Annotated in this window: 23 protein-coding genes; 7 read left to right on the forward strand and 16 right to left on the reverse strand. The window is 67.9% G+C overall.

The features are described from left to right. Window positions 1-63 precede the first annotated feature (63 nt). Entirely contained in the window at window positions 64-1,116 is a 1,053-nt protein-coding gene (locus tag WI697_RS08405) for a zinc-binding dehydrogenase (protein ID WP_345958145.1), read from the forward strand. A 2-nt stretch (window positions 1,117-1,118) separates the two neighbouring features. On the opposite strand, the gene WI697_RS08410 is transcribed toward WI697_RS08405, so the two are convergent. Continuing rightward, on the reverse strand, window positions 1,119-2,477 hold the full coding sequence (locus WI697_RS08410; protein WP_345958146.1) for a hypothetical protein: 1,359 nt from the start codon (window positions 2,475-2,477) through the stop codon (window positions 1,119-1,121). Between the two features lie 114 nt (window positions 2,478-2,591). Continuing rightward, complete coding sequence (thpR, locus tag WI697_RS08415) at window positions 2,592-3,329, reverse strand: RNA 2',3'-cyclic phosphodiesterase (RefSeq protein WP_062765292.1); 738 nt, start codon at window positions 3,327-3,329, stop codon at window positions 2,592-2,594. Between the two features lie 66 nt (window positions 3,330-3,395). On the opposite strand from thpR, the gene WI697_RS08420 reads away from it, so the two are divergent. The 5 genes from WI697_RS08420 (at window position 3,396) to WI697_RS08440 (ending at window position 9,673) form a co-directional block, all read left to right on the forward strand. After that, entirely contained in the window at window positions 3,396-4,715 is a 1,320-nt protein-coding gene (locus WI697_RS08420) for a patatin-like phospholipase family protein (protein WP_345958147.1), read from the forward strand. 131 nt (window positions 4,716-4,846) lie between these two features. Next, complete coding sequence (locus WI697_RS08425; protein WP_345958148.1) at window positions 4,847-5,572, forward strand: tetratricopeptide repeat protein; 726 nt, start codon at window positions 4,847-4,849, stop codon at window positions 5,570-5,572. Further along, entirely contained in the window at window positions 5,569-6,945 is a 1,377-nt protein-coding gene (locus tag WI697_RS08430) for an outer membrane protein assembly factor BamB family protein (protein ID WP_062765284.1), read from the forward strand. Before WI697_RS08425 ends, WI697_RS08430 begins: the two co-directional genes overlap by 4 nt. 174 nt (window positions 6,946-7,119) lie before the next feature. Continuing rightward, window positions 7,120-8,679, forward strand: coding sequence for a ribosome biogenesis GTPase Der (der, locus tag WI697_RS08435; RefSeq protein ID WP_062765281.1), 1,560 nt, complete (start codon window positions 7,120-7,122; stop codon window positions 8,677-8,679). 4 nt (window positions 8,680-8,683) lie between these two features. Then, the gene (locus tag WI697_RS08440) at window positions 8,684-9,673 is read left to right on the forward strand and encodes a threo-3-hydroxy-L-aspartate ammonia-lyase (RefSeq protein WP_345958149.1); all 990 of its coding nucleotides are present in this window, start codon (window positions 8,684-8,686) and stop codon (window positions 9,671-9,673) included. 260 nt (window positions 9,674-9,933) lie between these two features. Here the strand turns inward: WI697_RS08440 and WI697_RS08445 are convergent, their stop codons facing one another. Next, window positions 9,934-10,392, reverse strand: coding sequence for a hypothetical protein (locus WI697_RS08445; RefSeq protein ID WP_156503221.1), 459 nt, complete (start codon window positions 10,390-10,392; stop codon window positions 9,934-9,936). An 83-nt stretch (window positions 10,393-10,475) separates the two neighbouring features. Here WI697_RS08445 and WI697_RS08450 point away from each other — a divergent pair, with 83 nt between their 5' ends. After that, entirely contained in the window at window positions 10,476-11,144 is a 669-nt protein-coding gene (locus WI697_RS08450; protein WP_296717924.1) for a TetR/AcrR family transcriptional regulator, read from the forward strand. A gap of 69 nt (window positions 11,145-11,213) precedes the next feature. On the opposite strand, the gene WI697_RS08455 is transcribed toward WI697_RS08450, so the two are convergent. From WI697_RS08455 to rpsF, 13 genes are all read right to left on the reverse strand, one after another. Continuing rightward, window positions 11,214-12,038, reverse strand: coding sequence for an SDR family NAD(P)-dependent oxidoreductase (locus tag WI697_RS08455; protein WP_345958150.1), 825 nt, complete (start codon window positions 12,036-12,038; stop codon window positions 11,214-11,216). 46 nt (window positions 12,039-12,084) lie between these two features. Then, window positions 12,085-13,575 carry an amidophosphoribosyltransferase gene (gene purF / locus WI697_RS08460; protein WP_062765266.1) on the reverse strand — a complete coding sequence of 497 codons (1,491 nt, stop codon included), beginning with the start codon at window positions 13,573-13,575 and terminating at the stop codon, window positions 12,085-12,087. Between the two features lie 62 nt (window positions 13,576-13,637). Next, window positions 13,638-14,405 carry a CvpA family protein gene (locus WI697_RS08465; RefSeq protein ID WP_014745395.1) on the reverse strand — a complete coding sequence of 256 codons (768 nt, stop codon included), beginning with the start codon at window positions 14,403-14,405 and terminating at the stop codon, window positions 13,638-13,640. Between the two features lie 56 nt (window positions 14,406-14,461). Next, complete coding sequence (gene radA, locus WI697_RS08470; protein WP_345958151.1) at window positions 14,462-15,934, reverse strand: DNA repair protein RadA; 1,473 nt, start codon at window positions 15,932-15,934, stop codon at window positions 14,462-14,464. A gap of 36 nt (window positions 15,935-15,970) precedes the next feature. Beyond that, a complete protein-coding gene (locus WI697_RS08475) occupies window positions 15,971-16,750 on the reverse strand; it encodes an ABC transporter ATP-binding protein (RefSeq protein WP_014745393.1) in 780 nt (259 codons plus the stop codon). 34 nt (window positions 16,751-16,784) lie between these two features. Next, window positions 16,785-17,558: an MlaE family ABC transporter permease gene (locus tag WI697_RS08480; protein WP_062765262.1), complete on the reverse strand. Its 774-nt coding sequence runs from the start codon at window positions 17,556-17,558 to the stop codon at window positions 16,785-16,787. Then, window positions 17,555-18,787, reverse strand: coding sequence for an alanine racemase (gene alr / locus WI697_RS08485; protein ID WP_345958152.1), 1,233 nt, complete (start codon window positions 18,785-18,787; stop codon window positions 17,555-17,557). The genes WI697_RS08480 and alr overlap by 4 nt, the downstream gene beginning before the upstream one ends. Then, the gene (locus WI697_RS08490; RefSeq protein WP_062765256.1) at window positions 18,784-20,367 is read right to left on the reverse strand and encodes a replicative DNA helicase; all 1,584 of its coding nucleotides are present in this window, start codon (window positions 20,365-20,367) and stop codon (window positions 18,784-18,786) included. Before WI697_RS08490 ends, alr begins: the two co-directional genes overlap by 4 nt. A 161-nt stretch (window positions 20,368-20,528) precedes the next feature. Continuing rightward, window positions 20,529-21,770, reverse strand: a complete 1,242-nt coding sequence (locus WI697_RS08495) for a cyclopropane-fatty-acyl-phospholipid synthase family protein (RefSeq protein ID WP_345958153.1) — start codon at window positions 21,768-21,770, stop codon at window positions 20,529-20,531. Window positions 21,771-22,199: 429 nt separating this feature from the next. Then, window positions 22,200-22,769, reverse strand: coding sequence for a 50S ribosomal protein L9 (rplI, locus tag WI697_RS08500; RefSeq protein WP_062765254.1), 570 nt, complete (start codon window positions 22,767-22,769; stop codon window positions 22,200-22,202). A 22-nt stretch (window positions 22,770-22,791) separates the two neighbouring features. Next, window positions 22,792-23,745 carry a hypothetical protein gene (locus tag WI697_RS08505; protein WP_345958154.1) on the reverse strand — a complete coding sequence of 318 codons (954 nt, stop codon included), beginning with the start codon at window positions 23,743-23,745 and terminating at the stop codon, window positions 22,792-22,794. Window positions 23,746-23,905: 160 nt separating this feature from the next. Continuing rightward, window positions 23,906-24,181 (reverse strand): 30S ribosomal protein S18, encoded by a 276-nt coding sequence (gene rpsR, locus WI697_RS08510; protein WP_014745386.1) that lies wholly within the window; start codon window positions 24,179-24,181, stop codon window positions 23,906-23,908. Between the two features lie 32 nt (window positions 24,182-24,213). Further along, window positions 24,214-24,684, reverse strand: a complete 471-nt coding sequence (gene rpsF, locus WI697_RS08515) for a 30S ribosomal protein S6 (protein ID WP_062765248.1) — start codon at window positions 24,682-24,684, stop codon at window positions 24,214-24,216. Window positions 24,685-25,133 lie beyond the last annotated feature (449 nt).

The raw sequence follows: 25,133 nt of genomic DNA on the forward strand, positions 1-25,133 counted from the left end.
GCGTGGCGGGCGTGCTATGGGGCGGTTCCGTGACAGACGCCCGTCCCTGAAGGTGCGCATCCGATGACGACCCCGCCGACCCCGCTTTCCCCCGGCAGCCCGGCCACGCATCTGCCCGATCGGGCGACGGTGATGCATGTCACCCATCCGGGCGGCCCCGATGTGCTGGCGCCGGCGACCGTGCCGCTGAAGCGGCCGGGACCGGGAGAGGTGCTGATGGCGACGCGGGCGATCGGCGTCAATCATCTGGATCTCTATTACCGCGACGGCACCCTGCCGCTCGAAGGCGGCGGGGTGGACGTGCCCGGCCTTGCCTCGGTGGGCGAGGTGCTGGCGATCGGGCCGGGTGTGGATCGTTTCGCACCCGGCGATCGCATCGCCCATGCCGGGCCGCCGCTCGGCGCCTATGCGACCCATCGGGTGCTGCCGGTGGGGCGGGTGGTGCGCTTCCCCCATATGATCCCCTGGGAGGTGGGGGCCGCAGCGCTCTTTCCCGGCATTGCCGTGCATATGATGATCTACGGCCTTGGTCTCAGGCTGGACGGGCGCGTCGTGCTGGTGCGTGGCGCCGGCGGCGGGGTCGGGCTCATCCTGGTGCGCTGGGCCGCCGCCATGGGCGCGCGGGTCATCGCAAGTGTCGCCAGCCGTGGCAAGGCCGAAGCGGTGCAGGAAGCCGGTGCCGAACGCGTGGTGGTGGGGACAGGGGCCACCGCCCTGGCCGATGCCGGCCGGGCCGCCGCCGAGCTGACCGGCGGGGCCGGTGTGCATATCGTCTTCGACGGGCTGGGCGGGCCGGATTTCGCGAAGCTGGTGGCGCTGGTACGCCCCTTCGGCCGGATCGTCAGCTTCGGCCAGGTGGCAGGGCCGATTCCGCCGGTGGATGTCGGCGTGCTGGGGCCGATGCGGGCACTCGGGCTCGACCGGCCCGGGGTCTTTGCCTATATCGCCGACCGCGAACGTCTGCGCGAGGCGACGTCTGCGCTGTTCACCGCCCTGGTCGAGGGGCTGCTGTCGCCCACCGTCGCCGGGGTCCTGCCGCTGTCACGCGCGGGCGATGCCCATGCGCGGCTGGAGGCGCGCAGCGTTACCGGTTCTCTGGTGCTGATTCCCGACTGATCTCAGGCCGGTGCATCGGCCTCGGGCATCGGGTCGTCGGGCCACAGCATCTGTGGCTGAGGCTGGGGGCTGTCATAGGTGGTGGTGCGGCCCGGGGCACGGCGGATACGCTCGTTCTGCAGGCCCAGAAAGACCGGGGCGGCATTCAGCCGGTGCAGGGTGCATTTGGCGTTGAAGAAGCCGCAGGGCCGTCCGTCCGGCCGGTCGATCTCGTAGCGCTTGATGGTGAAGACGCCTTCGATCAGCCGGTCGCCGGTGAGGTAGGTCACCAGGCGGTTGAGCGCGGCCCCGCCCATGCGTTCGCCCTCGATCCGGTCGAGCAGGCTTTGCGCATGGGTGATGAAGCGGGGCGTATCGACCATGCGGTAGATCTTGCCCTGACGCACCGGCCCTTCGACCAGCGGCGCCTGGAAATCGCCGATCAGCAGCTGGTCGTCGGTCGCGACCGCCAGCATCTGGCGCAACTGGCGCACGGCTTCGCCCATGACCACCGGCTGGGTGCCGGGGCGGTCGTTCTCGGGCGGGAAGACCTCCAGCTGGCTGCCGACATGGAAGGCGGCGGCAAGTCCGCTGCCCAGCTGTTCCGGCTCACCATCCTCCGCGCCAGCCTCTCGCTCGGCACGCGGGGCGTCTGCGGGCTTCTCCGTCTTCTCCGACCTGTCGGCCTCCACCTTCGCCTCGGTTTCGGCCATCCGTTCCAGCGTGGCATCCGCCAGCACCAGCATCATCAGGGCAAAGAGGGTGATGTCCGGCTTGTGGCCCTGCTGTCGGCTCCACAGCAGCAGGGTGTCGCCGCTCTGCAGGCTGGCGAGATCGATCTCCAGGCCCGATCGCGTCAGCAGCTGCCGGGCCCGGACCACACGGCCCCAAAGGGCGGCGGCAGCCTGTGCCGCCTGCATGGGATCGAGCTTCGACAGGCCGCGGATTTCGAAACCGGCGATGCCGCGGTACTGGATTTCGGTGCAGCCATAGCGCCGGACGGCGGCCTCGACCGCTGCGTCCGGCAGATCCGTGCCCGGCGTGAACGGCAGTTCGATCGCGATCGGCCGGAGCCCCAGAAGCTGCAGGGCCCGGCGCATGCGCGCATAGCTGAACTTGCGCGGACCGACCAGCAGGAAGGGGTCGCGGGCGACCGCCTCGTGCATATGGGTGGTGGAAACCATCAACAGCTCCAGCCGGGTGCCATAGGCATTCCAGGCCAGAATCTGCATCCGCCCCTGTCGTGACTTTTCGGCCAGCCGCCGGTCCAGATCTGCCAGGTGCTGACGCATCAGACGCCGTGCGTCGAGGCCCCCGCCCGTGGCCGTATCGGCCGTGCGTCCATCGGTGCCGGTGGGTCCGTTCGCCACAGCTTGCGCCATCTCGTCTCGATCCGGGAGCAGGTTTGCCGAAGGCCAGCCGAACGGCGGCCTTCGGCGAAGACTAGCCGGGGGATGGTATCCAAGTGGTTAAGACGGTCACCGTTCCGAAACAGGTCACCGCCTGCGTGTCCGCCGTCCCGCATTCGGCCAGATGTCCGCATCCCGCCACGGAGACGGCGGGCCGCCCCAGCTGGTGCGGCCGCGGCCGCGCTCGTCGAAGGTCGGCAGCACCTCGCCGTCGACGGCTGCGAGGACCGGCAGTTCGGCTTCTTCGTCCAGACCGTCCTCGTCGAATGTCTCGCCATAAGTCGGGGCGGGCAGGGCACCGAAGGCGCCGAGACTGGTATAGACCGGCCCCTCATGGCCGAGGCGGCTTTCGTAAAGATGCATGGTATCGACGGTGAAATCCGGGGTGGTGAAACCGGCATGGGCCGCCAGATAGCGGTCGAGCCGATCATCCGGTGATTGCTTCAGTCTTGCAACCGTAACGTGGGGCGTGAAGCGGCGACGCTCCCGCGGCAGGCCCGCGCCATCGATCGCGGCATCGACCCGGCGTTGCAGATCGGCAAGCGGGGCGCCGCCTTCGACCCCGGCCCAGAGCGTGCCTGGGCGCCGGCTGGGGCCGAACAGACCCAGCCCCTTGAGCGACAGGGTCAGCGGCACGACATCAATCATGTCGAGCGCGTCGACGGCATCGGCAACCGACGGTCCCTCAACCTCGCCGATGAAGCGCAATGTGAGGTGGAGATTGGCGGGCGCCGTCCATCTGGCGCCGACAAGGCCGCCGCGCAGGCCGGCGAGCTGGTCCCGTACCGCGGTCGGGAGAGGAAGAGCGACGAACAGCCTGTGCATGGGCATTTCCTTTCGCTCGCGCAGCCGGCCCGGGCGACCGGTCCTGACATCAAGGACGAGCATTACATGACGAGACCCGCCGCGCCAACCCGAAGCGACACCAGGATTGAAACATCTGCCGCGACGCAGCATCCGCGAAGCGGCGACCCGGCCCGCGCCCCCGATGCGCCCCCGGCGCCCGATCCGGTTCCGGCGTCCGATCCGGCGCGGCCGCATCGCCGGCGGCGTCGACGGGGCGATGCCGCCGCGCGCCGCGGAGAGGGGCCGGCCGCGGCGCCTCGGCCGCCGGTGCTGGGCGTGGCGCTGGGATCGGGATCGGCACGCGGCTGGGCCCATATCGGGGTGCTGAACGCGCTTGCCGCCGAAGGGGTGGTGCCGCAGGTCATCGCAGGCGCAAGTGCCGGCGCGGTGGTGGGTGCCTTCCATGCCGCCGGCCGGCTTGCGGAATTCGAGGCCTGGGTCCGTGATCTCACCCGGCTCAAGGTCGTGCGGCTCGGCGATTTCAGGATGGGGTCCGGCGGTCTGGTCGGCGGCGACCGGCTGACCGCGATGCTGCGGGAGGCCTTCGGCGAGACCCGGATCGAGGATCTTCCGGTGGCGTTCGGTGCCATCGCCACCGATCTCGCCAGCGGCCAGGAGGTCTGGCTGACCGACGGCGATCTGGTCGACGCGCTGCGGGCGTCGATGAGCATCCCGGGCATCTTCGCCCCGGTGCGGGCCGGGGGGCGGCTGCTGGTCGATGGCGGCCTGGTCAATCCTGTGCCGGTGTCGCTCTGCCGGCATCTGGGGGCCGAGGCGGTGATTGCGGTGACCCTCCATGGCGATCTTGCAGGCTACAGGCGGCGGCTCAGGATCGATGCGGCGGCGATACCCGCACCAGGTGTCGCCTCGCCCCAGGCGGCGGACGCCGTGCCCCGGCCGGTCGATCCCGAACCGGGCCCCGCCAGCCGCGGCCATCCTGCCCCCCACGCCCATGGGCTTGCCCGCAGCGCCCAGACGGCTGCCGCGGCGGGAACCGCCGATCGCCGCGGGGCCCGCCGCCTGCTGGGCCTCGGCGGGCGGCTGATGGGCCTCACCGGACGCAGCGTCGATCCCGAGCGTCGGGCGGCGGCGGTGGCCGCACGCGTCGGCGGCATCGGCATCGGCGAGGTCATGATGCACTCGATCGGCATCATGCAGGACCGGATTGCACGCAGCCGCATGGCCGGCGACCCGCCGGATCTGGTGCTTGCCCCCTGGGTGGGCCACATCCGCTGGATGGAGTTCGATCAGGGGGCCCAGGCGATCCGTGAAGGGGCGGCATCGGTGGTGCGGGCGCGGGCGGCGCTGCATGATCTGCATCTCGTCCCCGAGGCGCCACCGGCCCACGGAGACCTGCCGGGGTGATGCTTCCCCCACGGCTTCGGGGGATTTGCCATGAAGATGCCGAACGACTATGGTAACGGCCGTCCACCGGGCGGACGTGGCGCTGCCCGTGTGCCCGGACAAGTGTGGCGTCTGAAGGAGGTTCCCGGGGCGTGTCGGAACAGTTCATCCGCGAGATCGAAGAGGATCTGCGTCGCGACAAGGCCCTGAAGCTGTGGAAACGCTTCGGACCCTGGATCATCGGCGCCGCGGTGCTGGTGGTGGTGGGCGTGGCCGCCGATGTCGCCTGGCGCGCCTGGGAAGAAAACCGCCGCAACGAACAGGCCTCCGCCTATGCCGCAGCCGAGGCGCTGGCCGCGTCGGGCAAGCAGGATCAGGCCGCGTCGGCGTTCGAGGCGCTCGCGGCCGATGCCGAGAGCGGCTATGCCGGTCTCGCCCTGATGCGCGCCGCCGAAGCCAGGCTCGCTGCCGGAGATCGCGACGGCGCCCAGGCCGGGTTCGAGGCCGTGGTCGCCCGCGGCGATCTGGATCCCGCTCTCAAGGCGACCGCGACGCTCAAGGCGGCATCGCTGGCCATCCGCACCGAAACGCCCGATCAGATCCGCGCCCGGGTTTCGGGCCTGATCGACGGCGAGGAGAACTGGCGGCCGCTCGCCGAAGAGCTGGTGGCACTCGCCGCCTTCAAGGCCGGCGATACCCAGCGGGCGGGCGAGATCTTTGCGCGCCTGGCCGACGATGCCGATGCGCCGCAGGATCTCCGCGGCCGTGCCGCCTCTTACGCCCGCGTGCTCGGAGCCCCCATCGCTTCCGAGGCCGCAGCCGAGGCTGCCCCCGCCGATGCCGCATCGACCGACGCAGATCAGGAGCCTGCGAAATGACCAGTCTTCGCCCCGGACGGCAGGTGGATGCCGTCCGTCGCCCGTCGCGGCCGGTGCGCGCAGCGGGTGTTGCGGTGTTGACCGCGATGCTGCTGTCGGGTTGCGGCAGCTGGTGGGGATCGGATGACAAGCCGGCGCTGCCGGGCGAACGGATTGCCGTGATGCCGGAAAAGGCCGACATCCGGATCGATCCGGCGGTTGCGTCCGAAGCGATCACGGTACCGCCGGCCTGGCAGAACGGCGAATGGCCGCAGACCAGCGGCTACGGCAACCATGCGATGCATGCGCTGGCCGGCCCGGAAACCCCGGTAGAGGCCTGGCGCGGGGATGCCGGAGTGGGCTCTGGCGGGGCCAAGCGCCTGATGGCCCAGCCGGTGATGGCCGATGGCCGCATCTTTGTGCTCGACGCCGATTCGAATGTCGTGGCACTCGATGCCTCGACCGGTCGCCGGGTCTGGTCGGTGGAGCTTGCGCCCGACAGCGACCTGCTGGAGGGCGCCTATGGCGGCGGTCTGGCGATCGCCGACGGGCGGATCTACGCCGCGACCGGCTTTGGTGACGTGGTGGCGCTCAACCCCGCCGACGGTGTCGAGCTGTGGCGGACGTCGATGCACACCCCGTTCCGTGCCCCGCCGGCGGCGGGTGAGGGCCGCGTCTTCGCGCAGAGCTTCGACAACCAGCTGATCGCCCTTGCCGGCGACAGCGGCCGCGAGCTGTGGCGCCATGGCGGCGTGCCGGCGACCCAGATGATCCTGGGCGGGGCGGCCCCCGGCGTTCTGGGCAATCTGGTGGTTGCGGCCTATTCGAGCGGCGATCTGGTGGCGCTGCGCGGTGACAGCGGCCGGGTCGGCTGGGCGGAGACGCTCGCGGGCTTCGCCGCGGCCGGATCGTCGCTGAGCGCGCTGACCGATATTCTGTCGGACCCGGTGATCGATCGCGACATGGTCTTCGCGGGCACCGTCGGCGGCCGGATTGCGGCCTTCGACGTTCGCTCGGGCCTGCGGGTCTGGGAGCAGCCGTTCAAGGTGAACCAGACCCCCTGGGTGGCCGACACCACCGTCTATGTGGTGGTGGACTCGACCCGCCTGGTGGCGATGCGCCGCAGTGACGGCCGGGTGCGCTGGGTGGTCGATCTGCCGGCCTTCGAGGATCCCGAGGATCGCGAGGATCCGATCCGCTGGACCGGTCCGGTGCTGGCCGGCGGCCGTCTTTATCTGGCGTCCAGTGCCGGTAGCCTTATGGCGCTGAACCCGACCGACGGCAGCAAGACCAGCGAAACCGATGTCGGCGGGGCGGTGAACATTTCGCCCATCGTTGCCGACGGCAAGCTCTATGTGCTGCGCGACGATGCGACGCTGATCGCTTATCGTTGACGTGGGGCCCGCGCATCGTCATTGATGCGCATGAACCGATGCAGGGCGCCGACCCCGCAGGCACACGGCCTGCGGGGTCGCGTCCGCTTGGCAGCTTCATCCTGTGGAGCCGGCGGTCGTGACGACCGGGGCGGCTTCGCGACCACCTCATGTCCATTCCGGAGGTCCGCGTCCATGCTGACCGTGGCGCTGGTCGGCCGGCCGAATGTCGGCAAGTCGACCCTGTTCAATCGTCTGGTCGGGCGGCGCATCGCCATCGTCGACGACACGCCGGGTGTCACCCGCGACCGCCGCATGGGCGAGGCGCGGCTCGGCAATCTGCGCTTCAACGTCGTCGACACGGCCGGTCTCGAAGAGATCGAGGATCCGTCGGATCTGAACGCCCGCATGCAGGCCCAGACCCGGACGGCAATCGATGATGCAGATCTGGTGCTGTTCATGATCGACGGCCGCGCCGGTATCACCCCGGCCGACGAGCATTTTGCCGATCTGCTGCGCCGGGTGGAAACCCCGGTCGTCGTGGTGGTGAACAAATGCGAAGGCCGGGCGGGCGATATGGGCCTTGCCGAAGCCTGGGGCCTGGGGCTGGGAGAGCCGATGCCGCTGTCTGCGGCGCATGGCGACCACACGTCGGATCTTTATGACGTGCTGTCGGCCCATGGTGCAGCCCATGCCGAGGCGCTGGAAGATGCGGCTGCGGCCGAAGCCGAGGCTGCGGCCGCCCGTCGTCGCGCGGCGGCCCGCGCCGGCGCCGAGGGTGCCGAGGCGGAGGAACTGGCCGAGCACGGCCCCCGCGAGGTGGGCCTCGACGATTTCGACGATGACGGCTCCGATGTCGATATCGACGAGGATGCGGACGAAGAGACCCTGGCTGCGGCCGAAGAACGGGCCATGGCCGAGATCGGCCGCCAGAAGGCGCTGCAGATCGCCATCGTCGGCCGGCCGAATGCCGGCAAGTCGACCCTGATGAACCATCTGCTGGGCGAGGACCGGGTCCTGACCGGCCCCGAGGCCGGCATCACGCGCGATGCCATTGCGGTCGACTGGCTGCATGCCGGCCGCCGCATCCGGCTGATCGATACCGCCGGCATGCGCCGGAAGGCGCGGATCGACGACCGGATCGAGAAGATGTCGGTCGACGAGACCCTGCGCGCGATCCGCTTCGCCCATGTCGTGGTGCTGATGATCGATGCCGAACGCGGGCTCGAGAAGCAGGACATGACCATCGCCCGGCTGATCGTCGACGAGGGCCGCGCACTGGTGCTGGCGGTCAACAAATGGGACACCGTCACCGACGCCGATGCCTTCATGACCGAACTGCGCCGGCGGATGAGCCATGTGATGCCGCAGGTCAAGGGCGTGCCGGTGGTCACGATCTCGGCGCTGGCCGGTCACAACACCGATCGGCTGATCGATGCCTGTTTCGACATCTACCGGATCTGGAATCGCCGGGTGTCGACCGGCCGGCTGAACCGCTGGCTGGAACGCATGACCGAGAATTACCCGCCGCCGATGGCCAACGGTCGGCGCCTGCGGTTGCGCTATATCACCCAGATCAAGACCCGTCCGCCCGGCTTCGCGATCTTCGTGAGCCAGCCGAAGGAGTTGCCGGACAGCTATGTCCGCTATGTGGTGAACGGCCTGCGCGACAGTTTCGACCTGCCCGGCGTGCCGGTGCGCGTGGTGCTGCGGACGAGCGAAAACCCCTTCGCCGACCGTAAGAAGAAGAGGTGACGGCATGACCGGTCTCGCCATCGGTATCGAGGATGTCCGCGCTGCGGCAGCGCGGCTGGAGGGAGTTGCCCACCGCACGCCGGTGCTGACCTCTGCGACCGCCGATGCGATGACCGGCGCACGCCTGTTTTTCAAACCAGAGAACCTGCAGCGGATGGGGGCCTTCAAGTTCCGCGGCGCCTATAATGCACTGGCGAAACTGAAGGCACAGCCCCGTCCCCCGCGGGGTGTCGTCGCCTTCTCGTCGGGCAACCATGCCCAGGCGGTGGCGCTGGCGGGGCGTCTGCTCGGGCTGGAGACCGTCATCGTCATGCCGTCCGATGCGCCGCTGATCAAGCGTCAGGCGACGGAAGGCTATGGCGGTGAAGTGGTGGCCTATGACCGCTACACCCAGGATCGCGAGGCCATCGGCCGCGAGATCGCCGAAGAGCGCGGCCTGGTGCTGATCCCGCCCTTCGATCATGCCGATGTCATGGCCGGGCAGGGGACCGCCGCGCTGGAGCTGTTGCAGGATGTGATGGCGATGCCGGATGCAGGCGGGCTGGACCTGCTGTTCGTCTGCGTGGGCGGTGGCGGGCTGATCTCGGGCTCCGCGGTCGTGGCAGCCGCCCTGCAGCCGGGCTGCCGGGTGATCGGGGTGGAGCCTGCCGCCGGAGACGATGTCCGCCGCAGCCTCGCAGCCGGGGAGATCGTTTCGATCCCCACGCCACAGACCATTGCCGACGGTGCCCAGACCGCTGCCCCCGGCCGGCTGACCTTCCCGGTGATCCGGGCGCTGGTCGACCAGGTGATCACGGTCGAGGACGCCGCCCTGGTCGAGGCGATGCGCTTCTTTGCCGGGCGGATGAAGCTGGTGGTGGAGCCCACCGGCTGCCTTGCCGCCGCGGGCGCCTTTTCCGGCGCCATCGACATTCACGGACAACGCGTCGGCGTGATCCTGTCGGGCGGAAATGTCGATCTCGGACGCTTTGCCGAGCTGATCGGGCAGGGCTGACCGGCTTCGGCGGCGCCTGCAGTCTTTCCTATATTATGCAATAATGTTGTTCTGGCAGCGGATGCCCGCGCTATTACACTACTTTCACGTGCTTTTCGTGCGGGCGATCGCCGTGAACGGGCAGGGATAAGCGTCGAACGCACCCATTATCATGGTCTTCGCGCGCAGATCCCGTCGGATTCACATAACATATACGCCGCGATTGTCGCAGGGCGGGGGCGCCGCCTGCGTTCGCCGGTATCGTGTGGGCAGAAGGCCGGTCAGCTCCACCCCTGATCGCGATCATTGGGTCGGATCAGGATCGTGACGGTCTCTGACGCCTGTTCGATGTCGAGAAAGCGGAATGCCGACGACCGGTCCTCGGAGTCCGGCGGCAGGTCATCGATCACTCGCAGCAGTTCCTCCGGAAGGGAGCCAAGCCGCCCGCCAACCGATGTGTCCCCCGCTTCAGCCGCCGACAGCAGGCTGGCGGCGAGTTCCAGAAGTTCCCGCGTGTTCAGTCGCGTCGGTCGCACCTGCCCGGCCTGCGTTCGGCCGTGCGCGTCCTGTTCGGGCATTGCCTGTCGTCCAAATTCTGCGCCGTGGCGGCAAAAACCCTCATCAGCGCAGCCCGAAAGCTGTACCTGAACGCTGGGGTATGCGCCGGCATCGGGGAGGGAGAGGATGTCCGCCGGCTCTGCGGAATTGCGCCACCTGCCGTAGATCGACGGCAGCACCACCCGTCGTCTGAAACCTTAGATGTCCATCCCGGGACATGTCAACAGGTGTTTGCATAACTTGAAGTTGATTTGATGAAGAAGTGATGTCAGATAAAGAGAGCAGGCCCCGCAACAGCGAGGCGACCAAAGCGGCGATCCTCGATGCGGCGCGCCACGCCTTTGCCGCGAACAGCTATGACACGGTCGGCCTGAGGGAAATCGCCCGGGCCGCGGACGTCAATGTTTCGCTGGTCATCCGCTATTACGGATCGAAGGAACGCTTGTTCGCGGTATGCCTGGGCGATGCGGCCTTCGATGCCCTGCTGCGCGACGTCCCGCGCGAGAGGCTGGCACGGGTTCTGACCCGCCTGACCGTGATGGCCGGCCGGCCGGGCCTGCTGGCGGCTGCGCTGACGGAGGAGCATGGGCGCGAGGCGGCCGATCACGACATCGATGCCGCGGTTCTGGCGGCCTGTGAACGGGTCAGCCGGATCCTGATGAGCTCGATCAACAGCCGGGCGGCGATGCCGCTGATCCGTGAACGGCTGGAGGCGGATGTTCTGGACCATCTGGTGGAGCGGATCGGCGGCACCCATGCGCGGGAGAAGGCGCGGCTGGCACTGGCATTGATGGTCGGCGTGGCGCTGGTCCACGGCGTGCTGGATGACGGCAGCCCGCCCTCGGGGGCCGCCCATGGCGACGGCAAGCCGCCCCAGCTTCGCCTGACCGAAGATCTGATGCGCGCCATCATCGAACAGCTTCCCGGCGCCTGACGGTTGGCCACGAAAAAGGGGCGCCGTCAGGCGCCCCGGAAGTTCCGTCGGTCTGGTGCAGGGTGCCGGTCAGTGGCAGCCGCAACCGGGACCATGATCATGGCCATGATGATCGTGCCCATGATGATCGGGGCCATGGGCCGGTGCCTGAGGCGCGGTCTGGGCCACGAAGATCTCGCCATTGGCAGTCAGGCCGGGCAGGGCCAGATCGACGAACAGTTCGGCGATCGCCTCTGGCGGGGTCTGGAGGTCCTTTTCCTCCCCCGGATAGGCGGTGGCGCGCATGCGGGTACGCAGGGCCCCCGGGTCGACCAGATTGGCGCGGATGCGGCTGTTCTCGATCTCCATGGCCCAGGTCTTGACCATGGCCTCGAGCGCGGCCTTGGAGGTGGCATAGGCGCCCCAATAGCCGCGGATCCGGCGGGCGGCGCGCGAGGTGACGAAGATCGCGCGGCCGGCCGTCGACAGCTTCAGCAGCGGCTCGCAGTTCCGGATCAGCCGCTGATTGGCCGAGACGTTGACGGTCATCACCCGATCCCAGTCGCGGGGCTTCTGCTGGGACATGGGCGAGATGTTGCCGAGCAGCCCGGCATTGCCCACCAGGATGTCGAGCCGGCCGAAACGCTCGTAGATCTGCTGCCCCAGGCTGTCGAGCTTGTCGAGATCGGCCAGATCATGCGGCACCAGGGTCGCAGTGCCACCCACGGCCTTCACCCGGTCGTCGGTCTCTTCCAATCCGCCGACGGTGCGGGCAAGCAGGATGACATGGGCACCGGCCATGGCATAGCGTTCCGCAACCGCCGCACCCAGACCGCGCGACGCACCGGTGATCAGGGCGATCCGGCCCTCGAGCGGGCGATCGGCGGGGGCGGCGGGCTGGGTGTTTTCGGTCATCGGTCGCGCTCCGGAAGCTCTGGGGGTCGGCAGCTGCGGTGTCGGCTCAGGCGAAGTCGCTGCGCAGGCGGAACTTGGCGTCGCTGCCGTCCACCTGGCCGTCGGTCAGCGGCAGGGCATAGTCGCCGGTGAAGCAGGCATCGCAATACTGCGGCTGAACCGGATTGCGGCCCTCTTCACCCATGGCACGGTACAACCCGTCCATCGAGATGAAGGCCAGGCTGTCGGCATTGATGAACCGGGCCATCTCTTCGATGTCCATGCGCGCCGCCAGCAGCTTTTCGCGGCTCGGCGTGTCGACGCCATAGAAGCACGGATGGGTGGTGGGCGGCGAGGCGATCCGCATATGGACCTCGGCCGCACCGGCCTCGCGTACCATGTTCACGATCTTGGTCGAGGTGGTGCCGCGCACGATGCTGTCGTCGACCAGCACCACCCGCTTGCCCTTGATCATCGGCACATTGGCGTTGTGCTTCAGCTTCACGCCCAGATGCCGGATCTGATCGGTCGGCTCGATGAAAGTCCGGCCGACATAGTGGTTGCGGATGATGCCGTAATCGAAGGGAATGCCGCTCTGCTCCGAGAAGCCCAGCGCCGCCGGCACGCCGCTGTCCGGCACCGGCACGACCACATCGGCCTCGACGATGCTTTCCAGGGCCAGTTCGCGACCGATGCGCTTGCGCGCCTCGTAGACGCTGACATTTTCCAGCACGCTGTCGGGACGGGCGAAATAGATGTGCTCGAAGATGCAGAACCGGCTGGCGGTCTTCGGGAACGGCTTGATCGAGCGCAGGCCGCTCTGCTCGATGACCACGATCTCGCCCGGCTCAACGTCGCGGACGAATTCGGCACCGATGATGTCGAGTGCGCAGGTCTCGGAGGCCAGCATCATGGCGCCGTCGAGCTTGCCGATGACCAGCGGGCGCACCCCCCAGGGGTCGCGCACGCCGATCAGCTTGTCGCGGGTCAGGGCCACGATCGAATAGGCGCCGTGAACCTGGCGCAGCGCGTCGATCAGCTTGTCCACCACATCGGTATAGAGGCTGATCGCGATCAGATGCACGATCACCTCGCTGTCCGAGGTGGACTGGAAAATGCACCCGCGCTGGACCAGCTGGCTGCGCAGGGTCAGCGCATTGGTCAGATTGCCGTTATGGGCAATCGCAAGGCCACCGAAGGCGAAATCGGCATAAAGCGGCTGGATGTTGCGCAGGCCCGCACCGCCGGTCGTGGCATAGCGGACATGGCCGATGCCCATATTGCCGGCCATCTGCGCCATCAGCCGTTCATCGGCGAAGGCGTCGCCGACAAGGCCGACCGCACGGTGAGGATGGAACTGGTCGCCGTCGTAACTGACGATGCCGCAGGCCTCCTGGCCGCGGTGCTGCAGGGCATGCAGGCCGAGGGCTACGTGACGGGCAGCCTCCTGATGGCCGTGAATGCCGAAGATGCCACATTCCTCGCGCAGATGATCCTCATCTGCATGGACCAGGTCCCGGCCGTCGGGCCCGGATCGGAAGGGATGGGTGATGATCATCGCCTCGCACCGATTTCGACGACCGTCTTGGGACTTGCGGTCGCTCCGTCAGCCGGATGCGGTCAGTTGCCCTGGCCTTGCGTGCCCTGGCCGCCCGCAGGTGCGGGCTCGATCGCATCGAGCAGGCGGTTCATATCATGTCTCTGCCCTTCGCCGTAACCGATTTCACCGCCGGAGGGGGTTGCACCTGTCACATTGCCCGAGGGGTTGTTCTGCGCAGGAGCCGTTCCAGGCGCGGTGTCGCGCGGCATGCCGGGCATCGCACCGCCCAGCGTGCCACGCACGGCATCGCCTGCGGCACCGGCCGCAGCACCCGCCGCCTGGTCGGCGCGCTCCAGGAACTGGCTGCGCATGCGCTCGGGCACCAGTTCCTGAATGATCCGCGCCGCTTCGACCACCGCGGGACGGGTTTCCGACTTCCGCACCCATTCGGGCTCACCATTCGGGCCCCAGACCCAGAGCAGGCCCAGATAGATGGCCGCCATCACCGCCAGGCCGCGGGCGACACCGAAACCGGCGCCGAGCAGGCGGTCGAGGAAGGTGAAGGGGCTGCCCGAGACCACGTCGCCGATGGCACGGGTGATCACCGACAGGATCAGCAGAGAGACCAGGAAGATGACCGCGATCGTGGCGATGTCGCCGGCGGTCTCGCTGGCGATGAAATCATCGGCAAGCGGGCGCAGCGGATCGAAGAGATAGGCCGTGATCAACGCGGCGCCGACCCAGGCGACGATCGACAGCACCTCGCGTACGAAGCCGCGGATCAATGCCACCAGGGTCGAAAGTGCGACGATGGCGAGCACAACCACGTCGGCGAGCGTCAGGGACATCCGGGTCTTCCTTCAACAGGGGCGGACGGCAGGGAGGGCAGGGAGGCCCGCTTCCGTCAGTCGATCGTTCCGCGCGGCTGGCCGCGCCGGCCGGGCCGAGCAGCGCCGTCCCGGTCGCCGGCCTGATCGCCGGCAGGTTTGGGGGCGTATTCGCCATTCGGCCCCACGAAGAGTTCCACCAGTTCGGCCAGGCGCTTCAGCGGCCGGATCTCGACGGGCATCTGCCGGCCGACGCCGGCCTTGGGAACGAAGGCGCGGGTGAAACCCAGCTTGGCGGCTTCCTTGAGCCGCGCCTCCATCTGCGAGACCGCACGCACCTCGCCCGAGAGCCCCACTTCGCCCAGCACCACCGTTTCCTTGGGCAGGGCCCGATCGGTGAGCGACGAGAGCAGTGCTGCTGCAACTGCGAGATCGGCGGCCGGTTCAAGGATGCGCAACCCGCCTGCAACGTTCAAGTAGACGTCGTTCGACCCGAGCGAAAGGCCGCACCGCGCGTCGAGCACGGCGAGGATCATGGCCAGGCGTCCGCCATCCCAGCCGACGACGGTGCGGCGCGGCGTGCCGAGCGTCGAGGCGGCCACCAGGGCCTGGATTTCGACCAGCACCGGCCGGGTGCCTTCCAGCCCCGCGAAGACGGCGCTGCCCGATATTTTCTCGTCGCGATCGCCCAGGAAGATGGCCGAGGGGTTTTCCACCTCCATCAGGCCGAGGTCGGTCATCGAGAACACGCCGATCTCGTCGGTGGCGCCGAACCGGTTTTTGACGGCGCGCAGGATTCGATAGGCATGGCCGCGCTCGCCCTCGAAGTGGAGCACGGTATCGACCATGTGCTCCAGCAGGCGGGGACCGGCGATCTGGCCTTCCTTGGTGACGTGGCCGACGATGATGACCGCGATGCCGCGCCGCTTGGCCAGCTGGATCAGCTCCTGACCGCAGGCGCGCACCTGCGACACCGTTCCCGGTGCGCCTTCCAGACCGTCATGGCGCATGGTCTGGATACTGTCGATCACCGCTACCGCAGGCCTGTCCGCCGGGGTCTTCTCCAGCGTCGAGACGATGTCGCGGATGTTGGTTTCGGCGGCGAGCCTGACCGACGACCCATCAAGGCCCAGCCGATGGGCGCGCAGCCGGACCTGATCGACCGATTCTTCGCCCGAGACGTAATAGGCATCGACCCCATTGCCGGCCAGCGCCGCCAGGGCCTGGATCAGCAGGGTGGATTTGCCGATACCGGGGTCACCACTGATCAGGATCGCCGCCCCCGGGACCAGGCCGCCGCCCAGCACCCGATCCAGTTCACCGATGCCGCAGCGCCGCCGGGGCACGACCTCGACCGGCCCGTCCAGGGTGACGAAAGACAACCCGCGCCGCGCGGAAGCCACGGCCGAACCGCGCCCACCCGCCACCGGCTGGGGCAGGACCTCTTCGACCATGGTGTTCCATTCGCCGCAGGCTTCGCAGCGCCCGGCCCATTTCGCCGCAGTGGCACCGCAGGACTGGCAGACGAAATGCGTGGTGGCTTTGGCCATCGACTGGTTTCCCGGAATCCGTCGCGCCGAAACGCGTCAGGGCCGGCGCAGTTCCATCTGGATCGGCCCGTCGGCACGACCATGGATGAACTGGTCGACATAGGGGTTGCCGCTGTGGTCGATCTCTTCCACCGGGCCGTGCCAGATGATCCGGCCCTGATAGATCATCGCCACATGGTCGGCGATCTTTCGGGCGCTCGCCATGTCGTGGGTGATGGTGATGGCGGTCGCACCCAGGCGCTTCACCTGATTGCGGATCAGATCGTTGATGACGTCGGCCATGATCGGGTCCAGCCCGGTGGTCGGTTCGTCGAAGAACAGGATGTCGGGGTCGGTGGCGATCGCTCGGGCCAGGCCGACACGCTTTTGCATGCCACCCGACAGTTCCGCCGGGGCCAGTTCCGCAACATCGGCGCCGAGGCCCACCAGGGAGAGCTTCTCGATCGCGATCTCCCGCGCCTTGCGCCGGGCCACCCCCTTGCCCTGGATCAGGCCGAAGGCGACGTTCTGCCAGACCGGCAGGCTGTCGAACAGCGCACCGCCCTGGAACAGCATGCCCATGCCGGCCATGACCTCTTCGCGGTCGCGGGCGCCGAGCCCCATGGTCTCGCGGCCGTCGATGCGGATCGAGCCCTTGTCGGGATGGATGATGCCCAGGATCGACTTGATCAGCACCGACTTGCCGGTGCCCGAGCCGCCGATCACCACCAGCGACGATCCGGCATCGATCGAAAGATCCACGCCGCGCAGCACCTGCTTGCGGCCGAACGATTTGTGCACGTCGGCGAGCGCGATCTTCGGGGTGGCGGTGGTCATGTCGCCTGGGGCTCCTCGGGGACGGGGCTGTGGTTCAGCGCGCGAAGAACAGCTCGGTGATGACATAGTTGAAGATCAGCAGCAGGATCGAACTCGACACCACCGCATTGGTCGTGGCACTGCCGACACCCTGGGCGCCGCCGCGGCTGTTGAAGCCGTGATAGCAGCCCATGGTTGCGATCAGGAAGCCGAACACCGCCGCTTTCACGAGCCCTGAGATCACGTCCAGCGGCTCGACGAAATTGAAGGTGTTGACCAGATAGGTGGTGGAGATGAAGCCCAGCTTGTAAACGCCGACCAGCCAGCCGCCCATCACGCCGATGATGTCGGCGATCAGCACCAGTACCGGCAGCATCAGGGTCGCAGCCAGAACCCGCGGCACGATCAGGTATTTGTAGGGGTTGGTGCGCAGCGTGGTCAGCGCATCCACCTGTTCCGTCACCCGCATGGTGCCGATCTCGGCCGCGATCGCGGCCCCCACCCGGCCGGCGACCATCAGCCCGGCGAGAACGGGACCGAGTTCGCGGGTGATCGACAGCACCACCACGCCTGCGACGGCACTTTCAGCCGAAAAGCGGGCGAAGCCGGTATAGCTTTGCAGGGCCAGCACCATGCCGCTGAACAGCGCAGTCATGCCCACCACCGGCAGGCTGTAATAGCCGATCTCCATCACCTGCCGGCCCATGGCGCGGAAATAGAAGGGCGGGGTGACCAGATGGCGCAGCACGACCAGGACGAAGAGCGCAACGCGGCCCACGGTCTCGAACAGGGAGAGCAGGGCCCGGCCGATGGCGGCAAGCGGGTTCATGGGGCGGGGTCGACCTCCGTCTGCGGCGTGGGCACGCCAATCGGATAAACCTGCGTTTGGCCCGACGCCATCGGCTGCCGGGCATAGCGGCGGCCCAGGCGGGTCAGGATCTCATAACCGATGGTGCCGGCGTCTTTTGCCAGCGCATCGACGTCGCGATGATCGCCGATCAGCTCCGCCACGGCGCCGCCATGGATCAGCGGTTCCGGCAGGGTGCTGACATCCACCGTCACCAGATCCATCGACACGCGGCCGAGGATCGGGGCCCGATGACCGGCAATCACCACCTCGCCCTTGCCTGCGGCCGACCAGGGCCAGCCATCGGCATAACCGATCGCCAGCGTCGCCACCCGCATGCCCGGCCGCGCGCGGGCTGCCGCACCATAGCCGACGCTCTCGAAGCTGTCGATGGTTCGCACCTGCAGCACCCGGGCCTTCAGCCGCACGACCGGGACCATCGGGTTCGGGCGCCCCGGCACCGGATTGACGCCGTAGAGCGCCACGCCCGGGCGGCCGAGATCGAAATGGAAGTCGGGGCCGAGGAACAGCCCGCTTGAATTGGCAAGGCTGAGCCGGCCACGCCCGATCGCACCCGCTACGGCCCGGAAACGGTCGAGCTGGCGCCGGTTCAGCGGATGGGCGGGATCATCGGCACAGGCGAGATGGCTCATGGTGATGCGGATATCGACGCCGCCGAGGCGCGCCGGGTCGGCCGCGAGGGCCTTGAAGCCTGCCTCGTCGAAACCGAGCCTGCTCATCCCCGTGTCGATATGCAGGGCGGCCGGCAGCGGCCCGCCCTGGGCCCGGCCGGCGTGGGTCCAGCGGTCGAGGTCGTCGGGGCCGTTCAGCACCGGACGGAGGTCGAAGGCCAGAAAATCCGCACGTTCTCCCTCGGCCATGCCGTTCAGGATGTAGACCGGCAGGGCATGGCGGGCGGGGTCGGGATCCGCCCGGAGCGCCCGGCGGAGCGTTGCACCTTCCGACAGATGTGCGACGAAAAGCGCCGGGGCACCGGCCCGGGCAAGGGCGGGACCGACGATATCCGCCCCCAGCCCGTAGCCATCGGCCTTGATTACGCCCGCGACCTCGCCAGCCGGGTTGTGCGCGCGCATCAGCCCGGTGAGGCGGGCGTGGTTCTCTGCCAGCGCGTCGAGATCAATCTCGATCCAGGCAGGCGGCGGGGCGGCGGGTGCCGCGGGCAGGGCAGGGGTGGTGACCGGCGTGCTCATTCGCTCGACGGGGCGTTGGCGGCCAACAGGGCTGCGTGGTCGCGATCCAGATTGCCGAAGCGCGTGGTGTTCAGGTCGAAATGCAGCCGCACGGTGCCGATCGGGCCGTGGCGCTGCTTGGCCACGATCACCTCCGCGACGCTGCGCGACATCTCGAACCTGCTTTGCCAGTGGGAATAGCGCTCGGCGAACTTGTCGGGCTTCTCGTCCGGGCGCTGCTTGGGCTCGGCGCGCGCCAGATAGTATTCCTCGCGGAACACGAACATCACCACGTCGGCGTCCTGCTCGATCGATCCGCTTTCGCGCAGGTCCGAGAGCTGCGGCCGCTTGTCCTCGCGCTGCTCCACGGCACGCGAGAGCTGGGACAGCGCGATCACCGGCACGTTCAGTTCCTTGGCGACGGCTTTCAGCCCCTGGGTGATCTCCGATACTTCCTGCACGCGGTTGTCGGTGGCGCGTACTGCCCGCATCAGCTGCAGATAGTCGACCACGATCATCGACAGACCATGCTGCCGCTTGAGCCGGCGGGCGCGGGCACGCATGGCCGGGACGGTGATCGCCGGCGTGTCGTCGATGAACAGCGGGATGCGCGACAGCTCGCGCGCCGCCATCACCACCTTCTCGAAATCCTCGGGCGACATGGTGCCGCGACGCAGCCGGTCGGAAGGCACGCCGGCGGCACCCGCCAGAAGGCGGGCGGCCAGCTGCTCGGCCGACATTTCGAGCGAAAAGAAGCCGACCACGGCGCCGTCGACCTGTTTCGGCTTGCCGCCGGCCTCCTCGGGCTCGGTGCGGTAGGCGCGGGCGGCGTTGAACGCGATGGTCGTCGCAAGCGCCGTCTTGCCCATCGACGGGCGGCCCGCCAGGATCAGCAGGTCCGAGGGTTGCAACCCGCCCATCAGATTGTCGAGATCGATCAGTTCGGTGGCGACACCGACCAGGTTGCCGTCGCGCTTATAGGCCGCTTCGATCTGGTCGAGCGCCGTGCTGAGGGCCCGATCGAAAGAGACGAAGCCGCCCTCGATCTCTCCCTGTTCGGCCAGGGTATAGAGGCGGTGCTCGGCATGCTCGATCTGCTCGATGGCCGGACGTTCGGCGCGGCCGTCATAAGCCTCGTTCACCACCTCTTCACCGATGTCGATCAGCGCCCGGCGGAGCGCGAAATCGTGGATGATCCGCGCATAGTCCTCGACATTGATGATCGAGATCGCAGAGCCGACCAGGCGCGCCAGGTAGGCGGCGCCACCCACACCGGACAGGGCGGGGTCGGCGTCGAACAGCGGTTTCAGCGTGGCGGGATTGGCGATCTGACCGCGCTCCATGAAGCGCAGGATCTGGCCGTAGATCCGCTGGTGAACCGGCTCGTGGAAGTGTTCGGGGCGCAGGAAGCTGCTGACCCGATGGGTGGCTTCGTTGTTGATCAGCAGGGCGCCCAGCAGCGCCTGTTCGACTTCGGCATTGTTGGGGCGGCTGCGGACCGCGAGCCCGCTGCCGGCCGCATCGGACCCTGCCGTAAGCGCCGTGGAGGCGCCGGCGGTGACGGCGGGCAGGCCGGCTGCGTCGAAATCGGTATCGGTCATCGGCCTCGGGATCGGTGCAGAAACAGATCAGGTGGTGGGCGACCGGTGGCCGGGACGGGTTGGCCCGGCCACCGGTCGCCCACGGTCGCGATCATGCACCGGCGGGCGTCGGGATGAAAGGCTTCTGAGGGCAGGGCCCCCTGGCGGGCCAGGGCGTCGCGTCAGCAGGCCACATGCAGCTCGTGCCGACGCTCCCGCGCGGCCCATTCGCGTTCGGTGTCGGTGATGTAGTCGCGGGTCAGCGGCACGGCATCCTGGCGGCGGGCCAGCTGAACCTGGAACACCACCTGACCCCAGTGACGGAACGAGGCTTCGCAGCCTGCCAGATAGAATTCCCACATCCGGCAGAACCGCTCGTCATACAGCGCCAGGACTTCGTTGCGGTGCTCCATGAAACGCTCATACCAGTGCTTCAGCGTTTCGGCATAATGCAGACGCAGGATTTCGACGTCGGTGACGACCAGTCCGGCGCGCTCGATCGCCGGCATCATCTCCGAAAGTGCCGGGACGTAGCCGCCGGGGAAGATGTACTTGCGGATCCAGGAATTGGTGACGCCGGGCCCGTCGGTGCGGCCGATGGTGTGAACCACGGCCACGCCGTCATCGGTCAGCAGGTCGTAGACCTTGCGGAAATACTCGTCGTAGTGCTTCAGGCCGACATGCTCGAACATCCCGACCGACACGATCCGGTCGAAACGTTCGGAGAGGTCGCGGTAATCGGTGAGCCGGAAATCGGCGCGCTGGGAGAGGCCTGATGCTTCTGCGCGGGCGCGGGCCACCTTGTGCTGTTCTTCCGACAGCGTCACGCCGACCACCTCGACATCGGCATGACCCGACAGATAAAGCCCGAGACCGCCCCAGCCGCAGCCGATGTCGAGCACCTTCTGCCCGGGTTGCAGCAGCAGCTTTGCCGCCAGGTGCCGCTTCTTCTGCCGTTGCGCCGTCTCCAGATCGTCATCCGGCGTCTGGAAATAGGCGCAGGAATACTGACGGTCGGCATCCAGGAACAGCCGGTACAGCTCTTCGGACAGGTCGTAGTGATGGGCGACGTTGCGTCGCGCCCGGTTTCGCGGATTGTGCTGATAGAAGAAGTTGATCAGCCTCGTTGCCCAGACCGGCCAGTGATGGGCATGGGCCGACTGTCGGGCATAATTCTTCACGCCCAGATCGAGCAGGGCGCGCACATCCCCGTCGATGATGTCGAACTGGCCGTTCATATACCCTTCGCCGAGGGCCATCGACGGGTTGACTGCCATGCGCCGGAGCATGGCAGGGTCATGGATCTGGATGCGGACATGCGGGGCGGTGCCGTCGCCGAAGCGGTGACTGCGTCCGTTCTCGTCATTCACAACCAGCGTCCCCGTGCGGATCAGTCCGCCGAGGAAGGTCAAACCGGATATCACGGTCAATCGCCTCCGTCAGGAGCCGTGACCGGGCCGTGGCGAAAGACGCCGGGTCTATGCGGGGGCAACTCCACGCGTGCGGATGCCGGAAACCGTGCGGGAGGAGCACGGGCCGGGTGTTGTGGGTCAGCCGACGCGCGGGGGATGGTCCGACGTCGCTCGCCGGTCCGGGCCGGCGTATTTTAGACACGTTCCAATCTTATGCCCCTTCAAAAGCGCCCGTCAAATGTCTACGGACTTGATGTGCCGCGCTGTTGAATTTTTGCCACAGCATCCGGATGGGGCAGATCTCTCGTAAAATCCGCAGGCCCTGTTGCGGTTCCAGAAAACCGTTTTGTCAAAACGATACGGCCGCGTCCCGGATGTACCGGAACGCGGCCGCATGTGTCGGCCCCAAGGGGCCCGACGGATTGTCGGGGTGGAAGAGGATCAGACCTCTTCCTCCTCCTCAACCTCGTCGGCCTGATAGGCAGCGCTTTCCTCGGCGAGCTCATAGGCATCGTCGAGCTGCTCGTCGGCCTCGGCCGCGCGGCGCTGCTGGTTCAGGAAGTCGTCCATGCTGCGGACGACGATGATGGTCACGTCGACCACAACGTCGGGGTGCAGCGAGATGGAGACGGTCTGGGTGCCCAGGGTCTTGATCGGCTCGCGCAGCTGAACCTGGCGGCCGTTGATCTCGAACCCGAACTGCTCCACCGCGATCGCGACGTCGCGGGCGGTGACCGAACCGTAGAGCTGGCCGTTGTCGGCCGCCTGACGGACGACCGGCAGAACCTGGCCGGTCAGCTTCTCGGCCAGCACCTCGGCCTCGCCGCGACGCTGATCGTTCAGCGCCACCAGGGCCTTCCGCTGGGTCTCGAAATAGGTGAGGTTCTCCTTGGTCGCGCGCATGGCCTTGCGCTGCGGCAGGAGGAAGTTGCGCGCATAACCCGGGCGGACCTTCACGCGGTCGCCGATCTGGCCCAGGTTCTGAATGCGCTCAAGCAGGATCACTTCCATCGGATGTACTCCTAAGGCTGTGTCAGGCGGCACCGGAGCGACGGCGCAGCCCGGCCCAACGTTCGACGAAGCCCAAGACAAGGATCAGCAGGATCGGCCAGTACAGCATCAGTGCCAGCAGATAGACCGCAGCGAGGATGAACCCGCCGCCGCGGACACCGCGGGCAAGCCCGTGTGCCACACCCAGACCGAGGACCAGATAGGGCATCGCGGCCAGCACCGCGGCAACTCCGGCAAAGAGGCCGAAATCACCGTCGCCGCCGGTGGCGATGGTCAGTGCGACGCCGGCGACCAGCACCCAGCGAACCGCCTCGGGCGGATCGAAGGAGGCAAGCGGCGGCACGGGCCGCATCGATCCCCCGAGCAGCCGGTCCGCGGCGAAGCGGCCGAGCATGCCGGAAAGGACCATCTGCACCACCCAGAAACACGCAGCGAAGGCGACGAAACGCCCCGCCAGACTTTCGGCCAGAACCGCGGCATTCGCCGTGGCGGCATCTGCCGCCATCAGCTCGATCAGCGGTTCCAGCGTCCGCGCGACCTCGCCGCGCAGGCCACCCTCGGCACCGGCTGCGAACAGCCATCCCCCGGCAACCAGCGCGCCGGCAAGCGCGATGGCCACCGTCATCAGCCGTCCTGCCGGGTACCATTCGGTTCCCCCCGCACCATCGGGGCGGGAAAGCAGGGCGAAACGGGCGATGACAAGCACGGGCAGCGCGGTGACCACCGCAAAGCCCAGGCCGTAGAGAACCTGCTCGGGCCCGGCCAGAGCCGCTGCGGTGGCGGCGCCTGCGATGGTGCCGGCCACAGCCGAAATCACCCCGCCGGGCAGCCCGTAGCGGAAGGCGGCGGCGAAGAGCGGGGCGGGCGCCAGATAGGCTGCGATCACGCCCAGCACCCCCGTCACGACCAGCAGGCTGCCGACGCCCGAAAGGGCACCCGCCGCCAGGGTGATGGAGAGGTCGCGCGACAACCGCATGGGCGTCCTGTTCCGCTATCCGCCTCCGAAGCCGGGGCACCGTTACCGGTACCGGGTCGAAGGTCGTGTTTCCGGGACCATCCGGACCTGATCAGTCGGTCGGTCCATCGGATCCCGTCGATCACCGTCTTGAGCGGACGGCGTCGGAAGGGCTGATGGGTTACTGCACCACGAAGGGCAGGAGGGCGAGAATGCGCGCGCGCTTGATGGCGCGGGCGAGCTCACGCTGCTTCTTCGCGGACACGGCCGTGATCCGGCTCGGCACGATCTTGCCCCGCTCCGAGATGTAGCGGCTGAGCAGCTTCACGTCCTTGTAGTCGATCACCGGCGCATTCGCACCGGAGAACGGGCAGGTCTTCTTCCGGCGGAAGAACGGGCGACGCTGGCCCTGAGCCGCCGGAATCGTGACGGCGCTCTGCGACTTGTTGGAAGCCATGACGATCTATCCTCGCGATTTCTGATACAGGATCAGCGGTCGGCGCGCTCACGACGCTCGAAGCGGTCGCCGCGATCACCACGATCGCCGCGATCACCACGGTCGCCGCGGTCACCACGCTCGAAGCGGTCGCCGCCACGGCGCTCGCCACGCTCACCGCGTTCGCCACGCTCACCGCGGCCACGGCTCTGCATCATCACCGAGGGCTCCTCGGAGACTTCGTCGACGCGCACGGTCAGATAGCGGAGCACATCTTCCTGGTAGCGGAGCATGTACTCGATCTGAACCAGCGCCTCGGCCGAGGCCTCGATGTTCAGGTGCAGATAGTGGGCCTTGCGGTACTTCTTGACCCGGTAGGCGAGCTGGCGAAGACCCCAGTTCTCCTGCTTGATCACGCGGCCCTGGGCGTTCTCGAGGATGGTCTTGATATCCTCGCCCAGCTTCTCGACCTGCTGGGTCGAGGCGTCCTGACGGACGATGATCGTCGTCTCGTAGAAGGGCATATAATGGACTCCTTACGGCTTTTTCCTGCCCGACGCCCCGGTCTCCGACGATCGCCTTCCGGCGTGTCGGACCGCCCGGGCGGGACGGGCTCAGCCGACATCACGCGATGCCGGCAAGGAGCGGTGTTGTGCATCCGGCCATGCCATGATGGCGTAGACGCACGACATCCCCACCACCGGATCGAGAGACCCGGTGTGGAGGCGCGCACTATACGTCATGCCCTTCGGCGCGCAAGGCAAATCGCCGCCGGCGGCCCGTCTGGCGGGTGGTTGGGTACAAGGCGGCTCACGGTGGGTGCCGATACTCGCCCTGCGATCACAAATTTCCCGCAAAATACGTATCAAAGGTTGATTTCGCCTCTCGCATCTTCCGCGGCGTCGGCTAAACTGAGACCGACCCGGCGTTGGATGTTCCGCATCGCAAAGCCCCGGAAACTGCTGGCCGTGCC

It is taken from the genome of Tistrella mobilis (assembly GCF_039634785.1).
GTDB lineage: Bacteria > Pseudomonadota > Alphaproteobacteria > Tistrellales > Tistrellaceae > Tistrella > Tistrella mobilis.

Coding starts and splice junctions, on each gene's coding strand:
- rpsF (WP_062765248.1), bottom strand. CDS start 24,684: ATGCCCTTCTACGAGACGACGATCATCGTCCGTCAGGACGCCTCGACC.
- WI697_RS08440 (WP_345958149.1), top strand. CDS start 8,684: ATGACCGGTCTCGCCATCGGTATCGAGGATGTCCGCGCTGCGGCAGCG.
- rpsR (WP_014745386.1), bottom strand. CDS start 24,181: ATGGCTTCCAACAAGTCGCAGAGCGCCGTCACGATTCCGGCGGCTCAG.
- WI697_RS08450 (WP_296717924.1), top strand. CDS start 10,476: ATGTCAGATAAAGAGAGCAGGCCCCGCAACAGCGAGGCGACCAAAGCG.
- WI697_RS08475 (WP_014745393.1), bottom strand. CDS start 16,750: ATGACCACCGCCACCCCGAAGATCGCGCTCGCCGACGTGCACAAATCG.
- der (WP_062765281.1), top strand. CDS start 7,120: ATGCTGACCGTGGCGCTGGTCGGCCGGCCGAATGTCGGCAAGTCGACC.
- radA (WP_345958151.1), bottom strand. CDS start 15,934: ATGGCCAAAGCCACCACGCATTTCGTCTGCCAGTCCTGCGGTGCCACT.
- alr (WP_345958152.1), bottom strand. CDS start 18,787: ATGAGCACGCCGGTCACCACCCCTGCCCTGCCCGCGGCACCCGCCGCC.
- WI697_RS08480 (WP_062765262.1), bottom strand. CDS start 17,558: ATGAACCCGCTTGCCGCCATCGGCCGGGCCCTGCTCTCCCTGTTCGAG.
- WI697_RS08490 (WP_062765256.1), bottom strand. CDS start 20,367: ATGACCGATACCGATTTCGACGCAGCCGGCCTGCCCGCCGTCACCGCC.
- WI697_RS08430 (WP_062765284.1), top strand. CDS start 5,569: ATGACCAGTCTTCGCCCCGGACGGCAGGTGGATGCCGTCCGTCGCCCG.
- WI697_RS08455 (WP_345958150.1), bottom strand. CDS start 12,038: ATGACCGAAAACACCCAGCCCGCCGCCCCCGCCGATCGCCCGCTCGAG.
- thpR (WP_062765292.1), bottom strand. CDS start 3,329: ATGCACAGGCTGTTCGTCGCTCTTCCTCTCCCGACCGCGGTACGGGAC.
- WI697_RS08410 (WP_345958146.1), bottom strand. CDS start 2,477: ATGGCGCAAGCTGTGGCGAACGGACCCACCGGCACCGATGGACGCACG.
- rplI (WP_062765254.1), bottom strand. CDS start 22,769: ATGGAAGTGATCCTGCTTGAGCGCATTCAGAACCTGGGCCAGATCGGC.
- WI697_RS08405 (WP_345958145.1), top strand. CDS start 64: ATGACGACCCCGCCGACCCCGCTTTCCCCCGGCAGCCCGGCCACGCAT.
- WI697_RS08420 (WP_345958147.1), top strand. CDS start 3,396: ATGACGAGACCCGCCGCGCCAACCCGAAGCGACACCAGGATTGAAACA.
- WI697_RS08505 (WP_345958154.1), bottom strand. CDS start 23,745: ATGCGGTTGTCGCGCGACCTCTCCATCACCCTGGCGGCGGGTGCCCTT.
- purF (WP_062765266.1), bottom strand. CDS start 13,575: ATGATCATCACCCATCCCTTCCGATCCGGGCCCGACGGCCGGGACCTG.
- WI697_RS08465 (WP_014745395.1), bottom strand. CDS start 14,405: ATGTCCCTGACGCTCGCCGACGTGGTTGTGCTCGCCATCGTCGCACTT.